The sequence below is a fragment of the bacterium genome (assembly GCA_041649255.1).
Classification (GTDB): Bacteria; Hydrothermota; UBA3073; order JACQXS01; family JAQTXJ01; genus JAQTXJ01.
This window is the reverse complement of sequence record JBAZNK010000001.1, coordinates 189,456-208,588: the sequence shown is the minus strand read 5'-3', so window position 1 is coordinate 208,588 and position 19,133 is coordinate 189,456. Positions and strand designations below refer to the sequence as shown.

Here is a 19,133-nt window from a genome sequence, read left to right as displayed (position 1 = left end):
TTTACTTGAAAAAATTCAAAACCTGATTAATATAATCTTCGTTGCTTGTAAAATATGAAAAAAATAATAACGTTAGTTATTTGTGGAGTATTGTTAATTGTTTTAATTGCAATAGTTATCAACGGGAGATTGATTTTTGAGCGGACATTAACAAGAGTTTTAAGAAAATATAAAATAACTTATGCACAAATAGAAAGCGATATCTTTAATAAAGTTGTATTAAAAGATGTAAGTTACGGTGAAATTGCAAATGCAAAAAAAGTATCCGTTTATTATACACCGATTTATATAATTAGAAAAAATATAAGTTTAATAGAAATCAATGATTTAATAACAACCCCCGGCAAAGAAATTAGTAAAATAACATTTCCTTTCGAAGTCGATAAAATAAGAATATTCAACGGCATGACCATAATTGTACCTTCGAGCGATACAATCAAGTTTATCAACATTACAGGCAAGCTGGCAAAAATTGAATCGGGATTAAATGTTAAAATTTCGTCCGGAGACTTATTTTTTAATTCAAAAGGAATGCCTATTAATCTAAAAAATGCAAAAGGGGACATAAATTTAGTTGATACAGTAGTTACAATAAACAAGTTATCCGTAAATTCTGGAAACACATCGATAGAAGTGAGAGGTAAGGTCTCGTCTAATATTAAGGAATTTAACTTGAGCACAAAAGATTTATCTTTAAAAGATATTATAAAAGATGTATCCGGAAAAGTAACTTTAACGGCTTTTTTAAAGATGAAAGGCATAGATACCATATTAACGGCAGAAGCAAAAATAAAAGATTTGAATTATAAAAAGAACTATATTGGAGACATTGTATCAGACATAGCTTATTACAATTCCGAATTACAATTAAAGATAAACAAATGGAGCCTTGGAAAAATGTTTTGCAGTGGGATGGCCGTTGTAAATCTTAATGGAAATCTTTCTTCTTATAATGCAAATTTAATCGGGCAAAACATAGATTTGTCCGTTTTTAATAAAAACATACGTTCCGACTTAGTCGGGAAAGTAGAAGTTATCGGAGAAGGCAAAGAAGCTCAAATAGTTCTTAATTCATCAGGTTCAATAATGGGATTTCCATTGGAATCTTTAGTTTGTCTTATGGGAATCAAACAATCCGGAAAACACACTGATATGCCTGACGTTGAAATTAAAAATTTTGAAGCGAAGCAAAAGGAAACCGAAGTCAAAATAACGGGAAATATTAATCAGGAAAAATGCAATCTTTTAATCTCAGGTAGAAAAGTAGGGTTGCCTAATTTTAACTCCAGTATTAGTGGGGTAACAAATTTCGACTTTATCATAAACGGCAACCCCAGAGACCCTGTATTATTGGGAAGTTTCTATGTGAAGGGATTTAAATTTGATAAAATTGAAAGTGAATATATTTCAGGAAATATAAGATTCAATAGTTTATTTAAACCGGAAGGCGAAGCAGAAATTGATATTGTAAATATGGATCTATATAATAACGAACTTAATAATTGTAAAGCGATAGTAAAAGCCGAGGGGGGAAAGACACAATTTAAGGTTTTAGCCGAGGGGAAAGAAGCAGGTTTGAAATTTAATGGCAATGGGGATGGGCTGTCTTTTACCGGAACGGAGTTTCTTTTTTATTCTCCAAAAGTGAAGGTTACAAATGAAGGGAATATGACTTTTAAATTAGCACTTAATAAAATAGAAATAGAAGATTGGAATATTTTGGTAAATAAATCTTTATTTTATCTAAATGGTATGGTTTCAAAGACTTTATTAAATATTGCATTACAGAGCAGTAAAATAGATTTGCATAATCTGGCAGATTCGCTATCCGGAATATGTGAGTTAAAAAGCAATATAAAAGGTACGCCTACTAATCCGCAAATAGATTTAAATATTTATGTAAGTAATTTTTCATATAAAACCATGATAGCGAATGAGATAGTTTTTAAAGGTATGTATAAAGATGAAATATTTTATATAGAGACAGGCAACTTAACAAGAGGGTCTCGTTCTATTTCATTAGATGGGGAGTTGCCTATGGCGAAGTCTTTTAAAACGAGCGATAAACAAATAAAACTGAATCTAAACGTTGTAAATATTGAAAATGAGTTTTCTTATATGTATAGAGATTTTTGCGAGTTAGAAAATTGTAAGATAAATGGCAAATTGGTAATTTCCGGATCTTATAAAACGCCTACAATATATGGAAATATTGGAATAAATGGGGAAGCTTTTAAGATAAGGACTACTGATACAAAACTAACGCATCCTGATATAAAATTAAAATTTGATGGAGATAAAATAGTTATAAATTCTTTTACGGCAAAGACTAAAGATGGGGATGTCAGTCTAACCGGAAATGTAAAAATGTCGGAAGAAGTCAATATGGCTATTCGTATGAATAATTTAGAATTAAAAAATATAGAAGACATAAGCGCGAAGATTTCAGCTTCTCTTGCCCTAACGGGTTCTTTGAAAAAACCAAAGGTATCCGGAATTATAAAAATAAAAGAAGCTGAAATTGGCACAGAATTTGGAACGACGAAGTCAGTTAACCTTCAAAGTCCTATGGATTATGACCTGGAAATAGATTTTCCGGATAAAGTATGGATAAAAAATACAATGTTAGATGCCGAATTATCAGGCAATGTTAGACCTCGTAAAATAGGAAATGAGTTTTTTATCGCCGGGAATGCGTCGGTAAAAAACGGATCTTTTTATTACATTGATAGACCATTTAAGATTGATACGGGAGAGATTAGGTTTACAAATTCGGAACTTAATCCGATAATCAATATTTCTGCTTCGACCACAGTTAATTATACTTCGGAGAAAAATAACAATATTGGGGCAGATACTACCAAAAATATTGTGCAGGATACTATAACTATAATTGTAAATGTAAGTGGGACTTTGAGAGAGCCTAAAATGATACCTTCGTCTAATCCTCCAATGTCAAATGAGGATATATATAGTTTGCTTTCTTTGAATATGAAGGCAAGCGATCTTTTTAAGTTTGAATCTGCTCGTTATCAACAAGTTGTAGGAAACAAGGTTACATCTTATTATCTTTTCAGAAAAACCGGCATTCTGAACGAATTAAGGCAACAGGTGGGGGTAGATGTGTTGAATTTGGAACCGGAATTATTTGGAGAAAAAAGGGCGAGATTTAATGTAGGGAAGTATGTTTTAAAAGATTTATATATAAATTATACAAATGACCTTTTTGCGATTTCAAAACAAGAATTTAAAGTAGAATATACTCCATGGAAATATGGCGCGATTGTCGCTGAAAGAAAAGAAGATGTGAATAGGGTAGGTATGAAATTAATATTGAGATATTAATTCTTTACTCTAAAAGTTTACTTCAAACCAAATGACAAGATTTCTAAGAATTTTTTCTATTTTATTACTGCTGGCTTGCATTTTTAATCAACCCTTTAGAGTATTTTCTTTTAGAAAGCCATGGGTATTGGTTTTGATTGATACTTCAAAATCAATGAGCATAAGTAACAGAATTGACAAAATAAAAAAAGCATTGCCGTATATTAAAGTAAAGAAAAAAATATATGGATTTGATAGTAGAGCATACCCTATAAAGAATGCCGGGACAGGATATTCCATAATTGCGGAGGGAAATGAAACCAATATTGCCAATGCGCTTAATTTAAGCCAGACTCCATATGCATATATTTTATTTTCGGATGGGGGGAACAATAGTGGTATTGATCCTATTGATATAGCAAGGGATAAAAGAATACCTATATATTCTGTTAAAAACGATGATTCAAACCGGAAAGATATTGCTATATCAGAGATTAATTACAACAAGATAGCCTATGTGGGTAATGGCATTTATATAAAACCTATTATTGATAATACAGGTTTTATCAACCATGAAATTCAGGTTTTACTGAAACAAAACGGGTATTTAGTGCAACAGAAAAAAGTATTATTTTCGCCGGACAACAAAAAAACAGAATTAGAATTTTATGTTAATGAAAAAGAAGCAGGGGAGTATTCTTACGAGGTTACTGTTCCCGAGTTAAAAGATGAGGCAAATTACGAGAATAATAGAAGGGAAATTAAAATAAAACTTATTAAACCGGAAATAAAAGTCGGTTGGTTCAGTAGTTTGCCTACATGGAATTTTAAGTTTGTAAAACAAGAGCTTATTGCGGATACTTCTATTGAGTTTGATTGGAACATAAAAATAGAAGAGAATAAATATATTTCTAAAAATGGAATTATTAGCAAACCCTATATTAACCCTGATTATGATGTAGTTATAATAGAAAATTTTAATTATCCTGACATAGAGCCATTTATAAACGCAAAAACAGGAGTAATTATTATTGGGGAAGGGGAACAAAATATATCTCCAATGTTTATAGAGAATAAAAAAATTATTGAAGCGCAATCTCTCATTCAGGTTAATGAAATATCAATATTCGGTGAAAAAATACTCCCGCCCTTAAAAGAGATTTATGCAGTGAAAGGAATAAAAAGCGGGGCAAGAGTTTTGTGTAATATTTCCGGCTTGTCCGATGATAAACAAGGCGATCCTGTGATTGCAGAGTGGACATATCAACACAGGAAGGTGATACATATTGCGGCAAAAGATATATGGAGATGGAATCTATCAACGCAATTTGGGGGTATTCCGCGCTCTGAAGTAAAATTCTGGGATAAATTAGTTAGATTTGCATTGGGACGCGAGTCGAAATTATATATGAATTTACAACCGACTTATGAAGCAGGCAAGAGAATAATTTTTAATGCGTATCCTTATGATGAAAAAGGTTTCCCGTGCGAAAACAGTAAAATTATAATTAAAATACAATCCTTAGAAACGGGTCCCGGGCTCAATGTTCCACTTTATTCCATAGGGAATGGCAAATATGAAGGGTTCTTAGATTTTTTATCCCCCGGGGAGTATAAATATAAAGCAATTCAGAAAGATACTTTTGAAACTGTAAAAGATTCTATTGTAGGGAATTTTAGTGTGATAAGTAACGGCGAATTACAGACTCTTGCTTCCGATGAAACACTTTTGCGTGCATTGGCAGATGTTTCGGGGGGAAGGTATATAGAAGATATAAAAGAACTTGAGAATATAAAATTAAGCGCGATAAATAATAAAATACTTTTCTATCCGGCATACCGGTGGATAACGTTATTGTTTATAGTTTCATTGTTATCTATAGAGTGGTTTATTCGCAGGAAAAGATAGGATTAAAAATTCAATTGTACTTGAGCATTTAGTTTATGGTCTGTCGGGTAGGTGGGCGTTTTATTTCCCTGGTAGCTAATAATATAATTAGTGTTCATTTTTCCGATGATCGTTATATTCGCGTCCCAATCAAGAGTTATTCCGGATGGATAAATGGCGTTGATAGTCAAAGGTATCTGGTTATTTCCCAACCAGTGTGTTACTTTAAATCTACATCCCAGCGTAGCAGGGACTTCAAAGTTATTATTATTTCCTGCCAATGAATTTCTTATTATTTCATAAGTAAAAGAAGGTTCTACATTGTAACCGTAAAAGTTGTATTGAGGAGATTCTTCGCTTAAACTAACATTTCTAGTTTCAGACTGAATGGATAAGTATAATATAGGTTTATTAAGTATGTTTCTTCCGATTCCTGCCGTATTTGCCTCTTCTTTCCATATACGAATGTTATTTCTGTAATTCTGTACGGTTTTGTTGGTATAATTAAATGTTATTTTTTTATATTTTGCTTCTGTTAGCCATATTCCCTGTTTGCCACAAGTTGGGGTGTTATATAGTTTATTCTCCCTGTAATCTTCTTCCGTATATGTTAAACTAACAATTCCTGCTTGTATTCCATAATTAGTTTGATTTCTATCGTCAAAGGCATCATTTGTTCTTTCCCAGAATAATACTTTACTTCCTTCCCCTCGCTTAATGTTTCCAATTCTCATTATGATATTAGTGCTTGGAGAAAAAGCGAATGAATTAGCAAATTGAAAATTTTTATGAATTGAAGAATTCCCGGAGGGGACTAATTTTTTCTCGTAATTGCCATGATAATTCTGGTAATATGTGCCTGTGAGAGAGTCTCTACTGAAACTGCCTTTCCCGGGGGCTACTTCATAATATTCTTCCTGAAAAAGTTGTTCTTCCGAGGAGGAAAGATTATACCCGACGTTTATATTTTTAGTATTAACTCTTAAATTCCCAAGGTCGACTACATATTTATTTCCTGAATAAAATTTTTGTGTATAGATGTAAGCCAAATCTATAGGGTTTTTGGTAATACGTATATTATTTGAAATAGTTTTTGTGTTGAAACTTTTATTCTCCTCTGTTCCGATGTTAAATATGGAGTTTTGAATTCCTATCCCTTTCAATTCATTACTTGTTTTGTAACCAGACGTATCTGTTTGAGACTTTATTATCTTATATTTACAAAACGGTTCAACGCTTTTTATTTTATAAGACAGTAAAAATTCATTTGTATTGTTTGTTTTTCCACCATTATATTTATAGCATAGAGAAGGAAGTTTATGCGGGGAGAGAGTTATCCCTAATTGGGGTTTAATATCCGTAGTCGTTTTGGTTATTTTTCCGTCTATTCCGCACCTGAGGGGTGTAATTGATGCTACGGACCCAAAAACTTCACCATATACGCGGTCAAGAGTGTCTGTTGTACCCGGGAAGTAGAAGGTTGAGTCAATAGTTCTTGCGCTAACGCCGGCGCCCCATAATGATTTCTTAGTTTCAATTTTAGCAAGGAATGCTTTGCCTGTTTTTTGATTTGTATTAGATTGACCTAAGGTATTAGGTGAAAATTGTGTTGCCCCGCCGGCAAGAGTAAAATCGATGCCTTTTGCCTGACAGGAGTAGTCAATATCCATAACTAATTTATCTTGAGGCAAAGATGTTTTAATCATTGGGATATAGTCCCCGCTATCGTTACCTACATATTTGTATCCTCCAGTGAAAGGGTCAAATTTGTAATCTCCTTTATTAACCATAGTAAATCCGATTTCATAATCACCTTTATTGTAGCCTGCATATTCATAAATACTATCTTTTTTGGTATAACTACCTTTATTTGTTCCTTTAAATGTGGCTCCTGAAACCCACCCGTAGAGAGAATCGTAAGAAATATCTTGAAAGTTAACAGGTTGACGAGCATCTATAATATCTTTTTCTTTAAACAACATTGCCTTTAGAGTGCCTGATTTATTTAATTTCCCGTTTGCCATATACACGCTATTTTTATATTCATCTTCTTTCTCTTGAAAAGAGATTATTATTTTGTCTTCATCTTTTATCGGGACAATGTTTGTAAACGTAAGAGAACCATCGGAGTAATCAATAGTATATTCGTTACCTCTTTTGAGGTAGTTTCCGTTTAGTGCTACTTTTTCAGAACCTGCAATAACCGTATATTGAGAAGAGAGTTCATAAGGTCCCTGTTTCCCAAATTTTCCCTGGAATTCTTTTTTAATCCACTTGCCTTTTGAAATTGCGCCTCCCAAAAGTATATTGGATTTGTTTTGATTTTTTGTGTCAGTCGCTAATTCGCCGGTTATTCCTTCAAGCTCTCTGTCCAGAGTTCCAAAATGCGTTTGGTTATTAAAATTAATATCTCCGAATTTCAATTTGGAGTTGCCTTTGTTTATTTTTATATACATCTCATCTAACTGTTTTAGTTCTTGAGTGCTTCCTTCGGGTTGGATTGGGAGGTTGTCGTCGCTCAAAACGCCTTCAACATTTATTTCACTTCCCATATTACCGTTTAAGCTGAGTTGTGTAGATTGGTCGAATTCTACATTTTTTCTTGAGTCTATTGATACTCCAAGCGTTTTTGAGCCATTTAAGAAAAATTTACTGCCTGGTTTTTTATTTGACGGTATTTCTGAAGCAAAGGTCTGATTAGTTTCGGATAGATTTTGATTGATAAACCCACTGTCGGAGAGACCGGTGGTTTTATTTATGGTGGAATCTTTTAATAATATGGTATTTACAGTTAATGAATCGGTCTTTTTAAAATTTCTATGATAATATTCTTTTTCTAAACCGGAAAAGGGATTAAGTAGTGCCGAATCTTTAGTAAGGGGGAGGAGAGTGTCAGAACGAATTGTAGAGTTTATGATTAATAAACAGAAAATTCCAACCATACATTGAAAATAAAAAGACTCCTAAGAATTGTCAACTTAATTAAATACTAAGAGGTTATTTATTTCAACTTGCGGCGATACCACAGAAAAAGAAACCCAAACAATGCACTCATTGCTATGCCCAATATAATCCAGAAGGCAAAGGGATGTTGCTGAAACGGGATTTTTACATTCATAGAAAAAACCGAAACGACTAAAGTGGGGACCATAATACTTATAGTAATTATGGTAAGGGTTTTCATAAGGACGTTAAGATTATTGCTTATAACGCTGGCACGTGCATCCATAAGACTGGCAAGAATGTTCGAATAAATTTCTGCCTGTTTATAACATTGGCTGTTTTCAACATAAATGTCGTCCAGATATTCTAATTGTTCTTTAGAAAGGTCTATTTTGGTATAACTATTTTTAAGCTTTTCAATGAGGACACTGTTTGAGTTTATGGCATTAAGGTAATAAACCAAACTTTTTTCAAGCGCAAACAGGTTTATAAGGTATTTATTTTCCATAGAAAGGTTAATTTTTTCCTGAAGCTCATCGGAGAACATATTAATAGCTTTCAAGTGTCCTAAGAAATGGTAAACGGAACCGTAAATTAGTTTAATTATAACTTCGGTCAAAGAAGAAACTTTTGCAAAATGTTTGCCCTCAAAAAGCTCAACATCTTCGGAGTTAAGGATTATTAATTTTTCTTTAAAAAGGAAGATTCCGGTAGTAGTAACTCCAAATAACAGGGTCTCCTTTTTTGAAAAGTTTTTAGGTCTTTTGAAAATGATAGTTGTGTATTGCGGGTCAATTTCCAATCTTGATATTTCATCAGGGTCCAAAGCGGAATTTAATGTGTGTTCATCTAATCCATAGTTTTCTACAAGGTGTTTTCTATCATTTTCATCCGGGTCCGTAAATAAGAGGATAGTGCTATTTTCATCCGTAGCTTCCGTAATTTTGTTTTCAACTAATCTGTATTTTTTTAGCATATTTTTACAATTAACTTAGTGTTAAGTTATAATTTATCAACTTATTGTCAAGAAATATATTGTAATTCCATTGTTTGATAGAAGTGTTTTACAAAGAAAATAACTTTACAATGATAAAAGTATATGTAAATTGTAAAAAGTTGGTACTAAGTCAGGGACACTGATAAGTTGGATTCCCGCAAAGCGGGATAGCAATCTCTAAGGAGTAAAACTCCTAAGAGCTTGACTATAATCTTCCTGACGGAAAAAAGTCCAACTAAGAGGGCAAAATGTATTGCAGAAACTGTAAAAAAGAACTTTCAGATAAAGCGGTAGTATGTATTGGTTGCGGGGTTAAACCTCTGGACGGAGATAAGTTTTGTCAGAATTGCGGCACAGAAACAACTCCTGTAGCTATGATTTGTACTAAATGTGGTGTAAAACTTTCGAAAAGAGGAGAAAAACAGTGGTTAATCGCGTTGCTTTTTTCTATTTTTCTTGGCGGGTTAGGCATAGACCGTTTTTATCTTGGTTATACGGGATTAGGCGTTTTGAAAATACTTACTTTAGGAGGACTTGGAGTATGGTGGCTCATTGATATGATTTTAATAGCTTGCAATGAGATTAAAGATTCAAACGGTAATGAATTAGAAAAGAATTGTTGAGAGTTGTAGTATAAGGTAAGAAGGGAGCGATGGTTCTAATTCCGTATTTTCTTGACAGTATTTAAAAAAAATGTAATCATCTCATAATATGATAAAGAACAATTACCAGTGGTATAAATTAAGTTCGGAAGAAACCGTAAAAACGCTTAATTCTTCTAATGCGGGATTAACCGTTGAAGAAGCCCAAAAACGTTTGCAGGAATACGGATACAACGAACTGGTAAAAAAGAAACAAACCCCTGGTATTGTCCTGCTGTTAAAGCAATTTGCGAATTTCTTAATCATAATACTTCTCTTTGCGGTTGTTTTGTCTGCAGTTTTAGGCGAAACGATAGATGCCGTCGTTATACTTATCATAGTAGTCTTTGCCGTAACTTTAGGTTTTATACAAGAATACAAGGCAGAAAAATCACTGGAAGCTTTAAAGAAGATGGCGGCGGCGATGGTATCCGTATTAAGAGGAAATAAAGAAATATCACTAGATGCGAAAGAATTAGTGCCGGGAGACGTATTTATTATAAGAACGGGAGACAAGATTCCTGCGGATGCGCGGATAATTTCAGCCGTAAACTTAAAAGTAGATGAGGCTGCCCTAACCGGAGAGTCCGTTTCCACGAATAAAATAAGCGAACCATTAGCGGGAGAAGCTGCCATCGGGGACAGAAAAAATATGGTGTTTATGGGAACGGCTGCCGTGTATGGAAGAGGAATGGCTATCGTGACGGGTACCGGCATGGAAACCGAATTTGGTCAAATTGCGGATGCATTGCAAAAAGTAGAACGGGAGATTACTCCTTTACAGAAGAATCTTGATAGTGTAGGAAAATGGATTGCAATAGGAGCATTGGCATTATGTTTTGTCCTTGCGGCTATAGGCGTTACCCGCGGGCATACGATACTCGAAATGCTTATATGGGGAGTGAGTTTAGCAGTAGCTGCGGTTCCTGAATCGCTACCTGCAGTGGTTACCATTTGTCTTGCAATCGGTATGCAAAGGATGTTAAAACGGAATTCTCTTATAAAGAAATTGACTGCAGTTGAAACTCTCGGGTGCACGACTTTTATTTGCTCGGACAAAACCGGGACGCTTACACAAGACCAGATGACAGTGCGGCAGATTTATATTCCCGGTAAAGAAATGGCTGATTCGAAGGATTCCGGATTAATTGATGTCTCCGGAACAGGATACGAACCAAAAGGCAGTTTTCATTTTCACAGCACGAAAACAATTGTACCCCCTGATAAAAACAAAGAACTAAGTTTGTTACTTCGGGCGGGAAGTTTATGTAATGATGCGTCTTTAGAACTGGCGGATGGAAATTATACGATTAAAGGAGACCCGACGGAAGCGGCTCTTGTGGTAATTGCCGAAAAGGCAGGATTGTCAAAGAAAGAGTTGTCGGCACAATTTCCAAGAATCAGGGAAATTCCTTTTTCCTCCGAAACAAAAAGAATGACGACCGTTCATAAATCACCGGAAGGGAATATTGCTTATGCAAAAGGGGCTTCCGAGATAATATTAAACTCCTGCAAATATATTTTTATTAACGGGAAAGAGGAAATATTAACTTCCGAACACAGGGAAAGAATACGTGCAGTTGCCCATCAAATGGCAAACGACGCATTAAGAGTTCTGGGAATATCTTATAAGAAATTATCATCAGATAATATTGAAAAAGATTCCGAAATAGAACAGGATATGGTATTCATAGGGATTACGGGAATGATTGACCCTCCACGTGAAGAAGTTAAAGCTGCAATTGCGCTATGCAACAAGGCGCATATAAAATCCGTAATGATAACCGGAGACCATAAATTGACCGCAATGGCGATTGCTAAAGAACTGGGATTACTGAAACACGGTATGGCTTTAAGTGGAGAAGAATTGGATAAAATAAGTGACGAAGAGTTTAATAATCTTGTAGAGAAGATAGAAGTTTATGCGAGGGTTTCTCCTGCTCACAAGTTAAGAGTGGTAACGGCGTTAGAAAACAGGGGGAACGTTGTGGCGATGACCGGTGACGGGGTAAACGATGCTCCGGCGTTAAAGAAAGCGGATATAGGAATAGCGATGGGAAAAACCGGAACAGATGTAACGAGGGAAGTTGCGGATATTATATTGCTGGACGACAATTTTGCTTCTATTGTTGCCGCGGTGGAAGAAGGAAGAGGGATTTTCAGCAACATAAAAAAGTTTCTTGCGTATATGCTTTCCTGTAATATTGGGGAAGTATTGTTAATGGCAGTTGTTATATTGTTTGGAACGTTTTTAGGTTTACCTGCGGGGATTATACCGCTTATTGCAATTCAAATATTATTCGTAAACCTTGTTACGGATGGATTGCCTGCTATAGCGCTGGCTCTGGAACCAATAGAAAAAGGTACGATGCATAAAAAACCAAGAGGGAAGAACGAAAGTATATTTAATAGAGGAGTATTATTTTATATTATAGTTGTAGGTATCTGGACGGCAGGTGTGAGTTTATTTACTTTTAAGTGGGCTTTAAGCAAAGGATATTCGGTAAACGATGCGCAGGGGTTATGTTTTGTTTCGTTGATGTTAGTGCAGTTTTTCAATGCAATAAATTGCAGGTCGTTAGACAGTTCGGTTTTCAAGATAGGTTTTTGGGGTAACAAATGGCTTTTATTGGCAATAGGATTTTCCACAAGTATGATATTGGCAGTAGTATACATTCCGGCGCTGCATACAATATTTAATACATATTATCTAGGATTAAAAGACTGGATATTTGCCGTATCCGTTTCCTCGACGGTATTTGTTATAGTGGAAATCGGAAAACTTGTAAGAGGACTAAATAGGAAGTCCTTTGGCAATAGTCATTAATCTGCTTCAGGCTGAACGAGTACAGAGAACAGAGAACTCAACCACAGAGGAAACAGAAAGCGAAAAGATAAATACTAATTCATTGTAACTAAGGAGTAACGAATAGTAATTGATTGCAACGGATAAAAAACAAACAGAAAATGGAGGACACAGAGGAAAAACAAAGAGGGCACGGAGAATTATATCACAAATGGACCATGCCCAAAAGACCTACCAAACAGATCGGTAGGCAAGCTGGCAGGCAGGATTAGAACAGGAAGTTTGAGGGGTAAAAAACCAACAAATAGAAGAGAGTTTTGCAAAATAGCCCGCAGAAAAAGAAACGAAATTTTATTCCTATTTTTTGATTTACAGAGAAAATGAGAAAGTTGTTTTTTTAGATTGACAAAGATAGGTTTTGAGAATATTGGGTATAAAGATATCTGTTGGTAAAATAAAGTAGGGGGGAAACAATGATTGCATTAATATTCTTTTTTCTCCAGCAAAATCCTACCTACGCAGTAGGCACATGGCCAAAGTATGGTGCAACTCTTGAGAATACGCATCTGCAGTTGATGAGAGGCGCTATGTTCAGCACGCCGTATGTGAAATGGTCGTATGTGACAGAACACCATGTTGAAAGTTTTGGTTCCACAGTTGCAGATGTAGATGGAGATGGAAATGTAGAAGTGGTTGTGGGAAATGTATACAAGAAACTGTTTTGTCTTAATGGCTCAACGGGTATATTGAAATGGAGTTATACAACAGCAGGCAATGTAGATTCTTCCCCAGCCATAGCAGATGTAGATGGTGACGGGAATTTAGAAGTAGTTGTCGGTAGTGAGAAAGTTTATTGTTTTAATGGCTCAACAGGTATCCCGAAATGGAGTTATGTAACAGGAAGTACCGTAGAATCTTCTCCGGCCATAGCAGACTTGGATGGAGATGGAAACATAGAAGTAGTTATTGGAAGTTACGATAATAAAGTGTATTGTATTAATGGTTTAACCGGCACATTGAAATGGAGTCACACAACGGGGGGGCAAATGCTGTGGGTTGCGCCAGCCATAGCAGACGTAGATGGGGATGGAACCCTAGAAGTAGTTATCGGAAGTAATGACTATAGAGTTTATTGTCTTAATGGTTCAACTGGTACCACTAAATGGAATTATATGGCAGGATATTATGTGGAGTCTTCGCCAGCCATAGCAGACGTAGATGGGGATGGAAACTTAGAAGTAGTTGTCGGCAGTGAGGACAATAAGGTTCATTGTCTTAATGGCTCAACCGGTACTCAAAAATGGAATTATGTAACAGGGAATGATATATATTCCTCGCCAGCCATAGCAGACGTAGATAGAGATGGAAGTATAGAAGTAATTGTTGGGGGTATTGACAGCGTACTGTATTGTCTTAATGGTTCAACCGGTATCCCTAAATGGAGTTACTCTGCTCCCAGTTACATTCATCGCGGCGTATCAGTTGCAGATATTGACGGTGATAATAAAATTGAAATTTTAGCTTCTAATCATAGTGATACTTTATTTTCTCTTAACGGTGAAGATGGCTCGCTTTTGTGGGAGAGACAATTAGCTTTTGATATTCACGATATAACAATTGCAGATATAGATAATGATGGATGTGTAGAACTGGTAGTTGGAACTGCAGGAGATAGCACAATCTGGGCGCTTGATGATATGACAGGTGCAACTAATTGCGGTTGTATGGGGGTAGAAGAATCATCAGTGAACAGTGGACAGTTATCAGTAAATGCAAAATTGGAAGTTTTAAGGAATAAGATTTATCTGTCTGTCCCAAATAATCCGCCTCAGGCGGATTTCGCTTCGCTCAACAATGTAGAAAGTAAAGTATCATTAACGATTTACGACCTATGCGGCAGGCTCAAACAAGTCCTTTATTCGGGCTCTTTAACTAAAGGGAATTATACATTTACACCGGATATAAAAGTTAACGGGATTTACTTTGTGAAACTAACCACAGGTACATTCAAAGAAACAAAGAAACTAATCTTGATGAAGTAAAAATAGTTAAGAGTAAAAAGGGAAACTTCTTCTAAGAAATGGGAAGGGCTTTTATTCGTATCGGAGTGCTTCTATAGGTCTTAGTCTGGATGCTTTATTCGCGGGGTAAATACCAAAAAAGATACCGACAAAGATAGAGAAAGAAAACGCTAGTATCACGGAATCAGCCGAAATTACGGTAGGCCAGGTGGCTAATTTACTTGCAATTTTTGATACGATACTGCCAAATAAAATTCCGATTATACCTCCCATTAAACTTAAAATTAAAGCTTCTATAAGGAATTGAGATAATATATCTTTTCTTTTTCCCCCGATTGCTTTACGGATGCCAATTTCTCTTGTTCTTTCGGCAACCGAGACAAGCATAATATTCATAATTCCGATACCGCCTACGAGCAAACTGACAATTGCTATTCCTGCTAATAACATAGTAAATGTTTTGGAAGTTTCTTTCACCGTAGAAAGTATCTCTTCCTGTGAAAATATAGAAAAATCGTCATCGTCATTTGCTTTAATTCTGTGTCTTGTGCGCAGTAATTCCGTAATACCGGATATTGCAGCTTGTATCATTGCTTGAGACTTTGCCTGAATATAAATCTGCGATATGGACGTTGAGCTGCGAACTCTTTTCATAGCCGTGGTAATTGGTATAAAGATTATATCGTTTTCATCACGCCACCCGCCCGAACCTTTTGATTTCATTACACCAATAACCTGAAAAGCAATTCTATTAATTTTTATATATTGTCCTATAGGATTTTCGTTTTCAAATAAAGTTGTAGCTACGGTTTGTCCGATTACCGCTACTTTTCGCATTTGTTTGTCTTCTTTATCCGTAAAAAAGTCTCCTTTTTCTACCGGAAAATTATTAATTTCAGGGTATTCATAAGTAGTTCCTTCTACGGAAGTGTTCGTATTTTTCCCCTGGTAAACAACCTGTGCTCCTCTGATACTGAAAGATGGACTTAACTTAGCAACTGCATAACAATTATGTAATATCGCTTCCGCATCTTCCATTTTTAGTGAAGTAACGCTTCCTCTTTCCATTCTTACGGCTCCACGACGAGCTCCGCCCGGGTATACAATTAATAAATTCGCGCCCATAGATTTTATTCTGTCGGTTATCTGAGAGCTTGCGCCCTGTCCCAGAGCTACCATCATTATTACGGATGCTACGCCGATAATTATTCCCAACATTGTAAGGAATGAGCGGAGTTTGGTTGAAAACAGGGAAGAAACCGACATAGATAAGCTTTCCTTTACGCTGGCTAAGGGCAGGAATGCCCTTTTTTTATAATTTTTAGGTTCGGCAGGAATTTGAAAATTTTTTTCTTTACGAATTTCTTTGTCTTCCAATATTTTTCCATCCTGCAGTCTTACTATTCTTTTTGCATAAGAGGCTACCGTTTCGTCATGAGTTACCAATATTATAGTAATTCCTTTTTTATTAAGTTCGGAAATTATATCCATTATTTCTTTGCCTGTTTTGGAATCAAGGTTTCCGGTTGGTTCATCCGCGAGAAGTATAGAAGGATTATTTACTAATGCGCGGGCAATTGCCACTCTCTGTTGTTCTCCTCCGGATAATTCGTTTGGTCTGCGGGAAGCTTTTTTATCCAGACTAACTGACTTTAGGCATTCGATTGCTCTTTCTTCTCTCCCTGAAGAGGATGAAGAGGCATAGATTAGGGGAAGTTTAATATTTTCAAGCGCATTAAGGCGTGGGAGCAGATTAAAATGTTGAAAGATAAACCCTATTCTTTTATTTCTAACTTCGGCAAGCTCATCATCGGATAACTTACTTACATCCTGCCCGGCTAAAGAATAATTGCCCGTAGTCGGAATATCCAGACAGCCAAGCATATTCAGTAGTGTTGATTTTCCCGAGCCTGAAGGTCCCATAATAGCGACGAAATCGCCGTCGGAAATTTTTAATGATACGTTATCAAGGGCATTAAAGGGAAGTTCGCCGGTGCTGTACGTTTTGGTAATATTGCGTAAATCTATCATTTTTTATTAATGCGGCATCATTCTCATCATTTGACGGGACCTTGAAGATTTGTTGTTGGAGGACGAGGAAGAGCTTTCGGTGTTAAAGATAACTTCTTCTCCTTCTTTTAATCCGTCTATTATTTCAATATTGCTGCCATCAGAGATTCCGGTTTTTACATCACGAGTCACGGGTTTGCCATTTTCCAATACAAGGACGAATTTATTATTTTTTTCGCGAGTTCCAAAGTTGTTTTTGTTATGAGAAAATCTTTTCTTTTCGGTTCCCTGTTTAGCGTCTCCGAATGGAATGTCTTTTTTCTTTTCAATCATACTAACCGGGACGGTAAGAACATTTTGTCTTGATTGGATTATAAATTCAACGTTTGCGGTCATTCCGGACCTCCAGGAGGTAGGAATACTGTCGGGGACTACCATTACATCATAAATAGTTACATTCGAGACTGTCCTGCTTTCATGAGAAATTTCAACTATTGTGCCTGCAAGTTCTTGTTCAGAGAATGCGTCGAGAGTAATTTTAGCGGGAGAACCTACATTTATTTTTCCTATGTCTGCTTCATCTACTTCTACGGAAGCCACTAATTTATCCGACATAACAAGAACAACCGTTCCGGCAGAAATAATTTGCCCGGGTTCGTAATCCCGTTTTATTATTTCTCCGGGTATAGAAGCATTTATTGGAACGGGTCTATAAAACTCCTTAACCATTCCGTAAGATTTTTGCGCATCTTCTATTGCTTTAGCGTCTCCTGATTTTTTTGCTTCTGCCAAATCGGATTCTGCGGATGTTATAAGAGATATTCGTTCGTCGCTTGAAACTAAAGCTAATACTGCATCTTTTCTGACTTTATCTCCTTCTTTTACTCTTATTTCATCGATTCGTCCTCCGACCGGGGATTTAATTTCCACTCTTGTATATGGCTTAATTGTGCCTGTTGCAAGAATCTTGATTTCTATATTGCCGTAGCTCACTTGAACCGTAGGATATTTATCCTTTTGTTTCGCGTTCAAGTTATGTTTTATCCGGAAGAATAATAATACTGCGCCTAATATTATTAAAGCCGAAACTATTAAGATAATGACTTTTTTCATAATCCACCTGCCTTATATAAATTAGCAATAGTTATTTGTAAATTATTTAATGAAGATATGTAATCATACTGTGCGCCGGTTAAATCAGATTCTTTTTGTTGATAAAAGAAATAAGTAGTAAGTCCCTGTTCATATTCAAATCTTGTCAGCGTGTACATATCCTGCGAAGCTTTCAGGGACTTCCGGCTTATTTCAACTTTCTTTTTTGCCAGGATCCATTGTGAATATGCCTGAAGAACTTCTTTTTCAATAGTTTGTTCCGTTTCGGTCAGTTTTATTATGTGTTGCGCTATTTCTAAACTTCCGCCTTTTACTTGTGATTTAGTAGAGAACCCATCAAAAATCGGGAAAGAAAGATTAACTCCAATACCTAAAGGATTGTCTTTTAAGCCGGAGATATCATCCCCGGAAAAGAATCCGGAGCCACTCAAACCGTAACTTGAAGTCAAATTAAGTTTTGGAAAGTAGTTACTTTTTGATTCTTTTAATTGTAAGTAGAGTATTTTATGGTTAAGGTTTTCTATTTGCATATCCGGACGGTGTTCTTTTGCCGTAGATAAGAATTCTTCCAAAGAAGGGATTTTTACATTTTCCGGATTTAAGGTGTCTTGTTTCAAAACTAATTCTTCCTGTGAGCTTCGTCCTATAAGTATATTAAGCGTAACCCTGAATAGTTTTAAGTTTTCTTCTGTTGATAGCTTGTCGTATTCTGCATTGGCGACGTTTACTTCTGATTCTTCAACTGCGGGAAAACTTTCCCTGCCTGTATTATATTTTAGTTTTATTAGCAGGTAATCTTCTTTTCGTCTTGAAAGGATACTATTACATAATTTAACTTTTTCTTCACATTGTAAGACATTAAAAAAGGTTTGTTTTACGGAGAGGATAACTTCCTGTTCCGTCATAAGATAGTTATCTTTTGCTATTTCTGCTCTTATTTTTGCAATTTCAATGTTTGCGGAGATGTATCCGCCTTTATATAATTGATAGCTTAAACCTATACTTGCCGAATGATTATCCGTGGTGGAGGTGTTAGTTTTATAATCTCTACTATAACCCGAAGAGAAGTTTATATCCGGGTATCGCGCAGAATAAGAAGAAGTGACGTCATTTTTTGCTATTTCTACGGATTTCTTTGCCTGGATTATTTTGATATTGTTCTTTTTTGCAATTGAGATACAGTCGTCAAGGGTTAATGGATTAGAAGCAAGGATTAATAAGGTAAATAAATATATCATAATATGGTAAAGAATATACGAAATAAAAGATTAGTCAAATCTTTAATTTATTGTTTTTTACTTTTAATAATTAGACAATAAAATAGGCAAAAACTTGCGGGGAAAGTTTACTTTGTTATTAGTATAATAAATAAAAGAGATTTAGATTAAAT

The 19,133-nt window shown here is 35.5% G+C and carries 10 protein-coding genes; 5 read left to right on the top strand and 5 right to left on the bottom strand.

From position 1 onward, the window contains the following. Nucleotides 1-54: 54 nt before the first annotated feature. Together WC614_00865 and WC614_00860 are read left to right on the top strand one after the other, a co-directional pair. Nucleotides 55-3,345 carry a translocation/assembly module TamB domain-containing protein gene (locus tag WC614_00865; GenBank protein MFA5031545.1) on the top strand — a complete coding sequence of 1,097 codons (3,291 nt, stop codon included), beginning with the start codon at nt 55-57 and terminating at the stop codon, nt 3,343-3,345. Between the two features lie 31 nt (nt 3,346-3,376). After that, the gene (locus WC614_00860) at nt 3,377-5,233 is read left to right on the top strand and encodes a hypothetical protein (protein ID MFA5031544.1); all 1,857 of its coding nucleotides are present in this window, start codon (nt 3,377-3,379) and stop codon (nt 5,231-5,233) included. A 2-nt stretch (nt 5,234-5,235) separates the two neighbouring features. Here the strand turns inward: WC614_00860 and WC614_00855 are convergent, their stop codons facing one another. Beyond that, nucleotides 5,236-8,154, bottom strand: a complete 2,919-nt coding sequence (locus tag WC614_00855) for a hypothetical protein (GenBank protein MFA5031543.1) — start codon at nt 8,152-8,154, stop codon at nt 5,236-5,238. Between the two features lie 59 nt (nt 8,155-8,213). Beyond that, on the bottom strand, nt 8,214-9,131 hold the full coding sequence (locus WC614_00850; GenBank protein MFA5031542.1) for a magnesium transporter CorA family protein: 918 nt from the start codon (nt 9,129-9,131) through the stop codon (nt 8,214-8,216). A gap of 269 nt (nt 9,132-9,400) precedes the next feature. On the opposite strand from WC614_00850, the gene WC614_00845 reads away from it, so the two are divergent. The 3 genes from WC614_00845 (at nt 9,401) to WC614_00835 (ending at nt 14,641) form a co-directional block, all read left to right on the top strand. Next, nucleotides 9,401-9,775, top strand: coding sequence for an NINE protein (locus WC614_00845; protein ID MFA5031541.1), 375 nt, complete (start codon nt 9,401-9,403; stop codon nt 9,773-9,775). A gap of 88 nt (nt 9,776-9,863) precedes the next feature. After that, nucleotides 9,864-12,620 (top strand): cation-translocating P-type ATPase, encoded by a 2,757-nt coding sequence (locus WC614_00840; protein ID MFA5031540.1) that lies wholly within the window; start codon nt 9,864-9,866, stop codon nt 12,618-12,620. Between the two features lie 452 nt (nt 12,621-13,072). Beyond that, nucleotides 13,073-14,641, top strand: coding sequence for an FG-GAP-like repeat-containing protein (locus WC614_00835; GenBank protein ID MFA5031539.1), 1,569 nt, complete (start codon nt 13,073-13,075; stop codon nt 14,639-14,641). Nucleotides 14,642-14,692: 51 nt separating this feature from the next. Here the strand turns inward: WC614_00835 and WC614_00830 are convergent, their stop codons facing one another. From WC614_00830 to WC614_00820, 3 genes are read right to left on the bottom strand one after another with little or no spacing between them, the layout of a single operon-like run. Continuing rightward, nucleotides 14,693-16,651, bottom strand: coding sequence for an ABC transporter permease (locus WC614_00830; protein ID MFA5031538.1), 1,959 nt, complete (start codon nt 16,649-16,651; stop codon nt 14,693-14,695). 6 nt (nt 16,652-16,657) lie between these two features. Continuing rightward, nucleotides 16,658-17,743: an efflux RND transporter periplasmic adaptor subunit gene (locus WC614_00825; GenBank protein ID MFA5031537.1), complete on the bottom strand. Its 1,086-nt coding sequence runs from the start codon at nt 17,741-17,743 to the stop codon at nt 16,658-16,660. Continuing rightward, on the bottom strand, nt 17,740-18,981 hold the full coding sequence (locus tag WC614_00820; GenBank protein ID MFA5031536.1) for a TolC family protein: 1,242 nt from the start codon (nt 18,979-18,981) through the stop codon (nt 17,740-17,742). Before WC614_00820 ends, WC614_00825 begins: the two co-directional genes overlap by 4 nt. Nucleotides 18,982-19,133 lie beyond the last annotated feature (152 nt).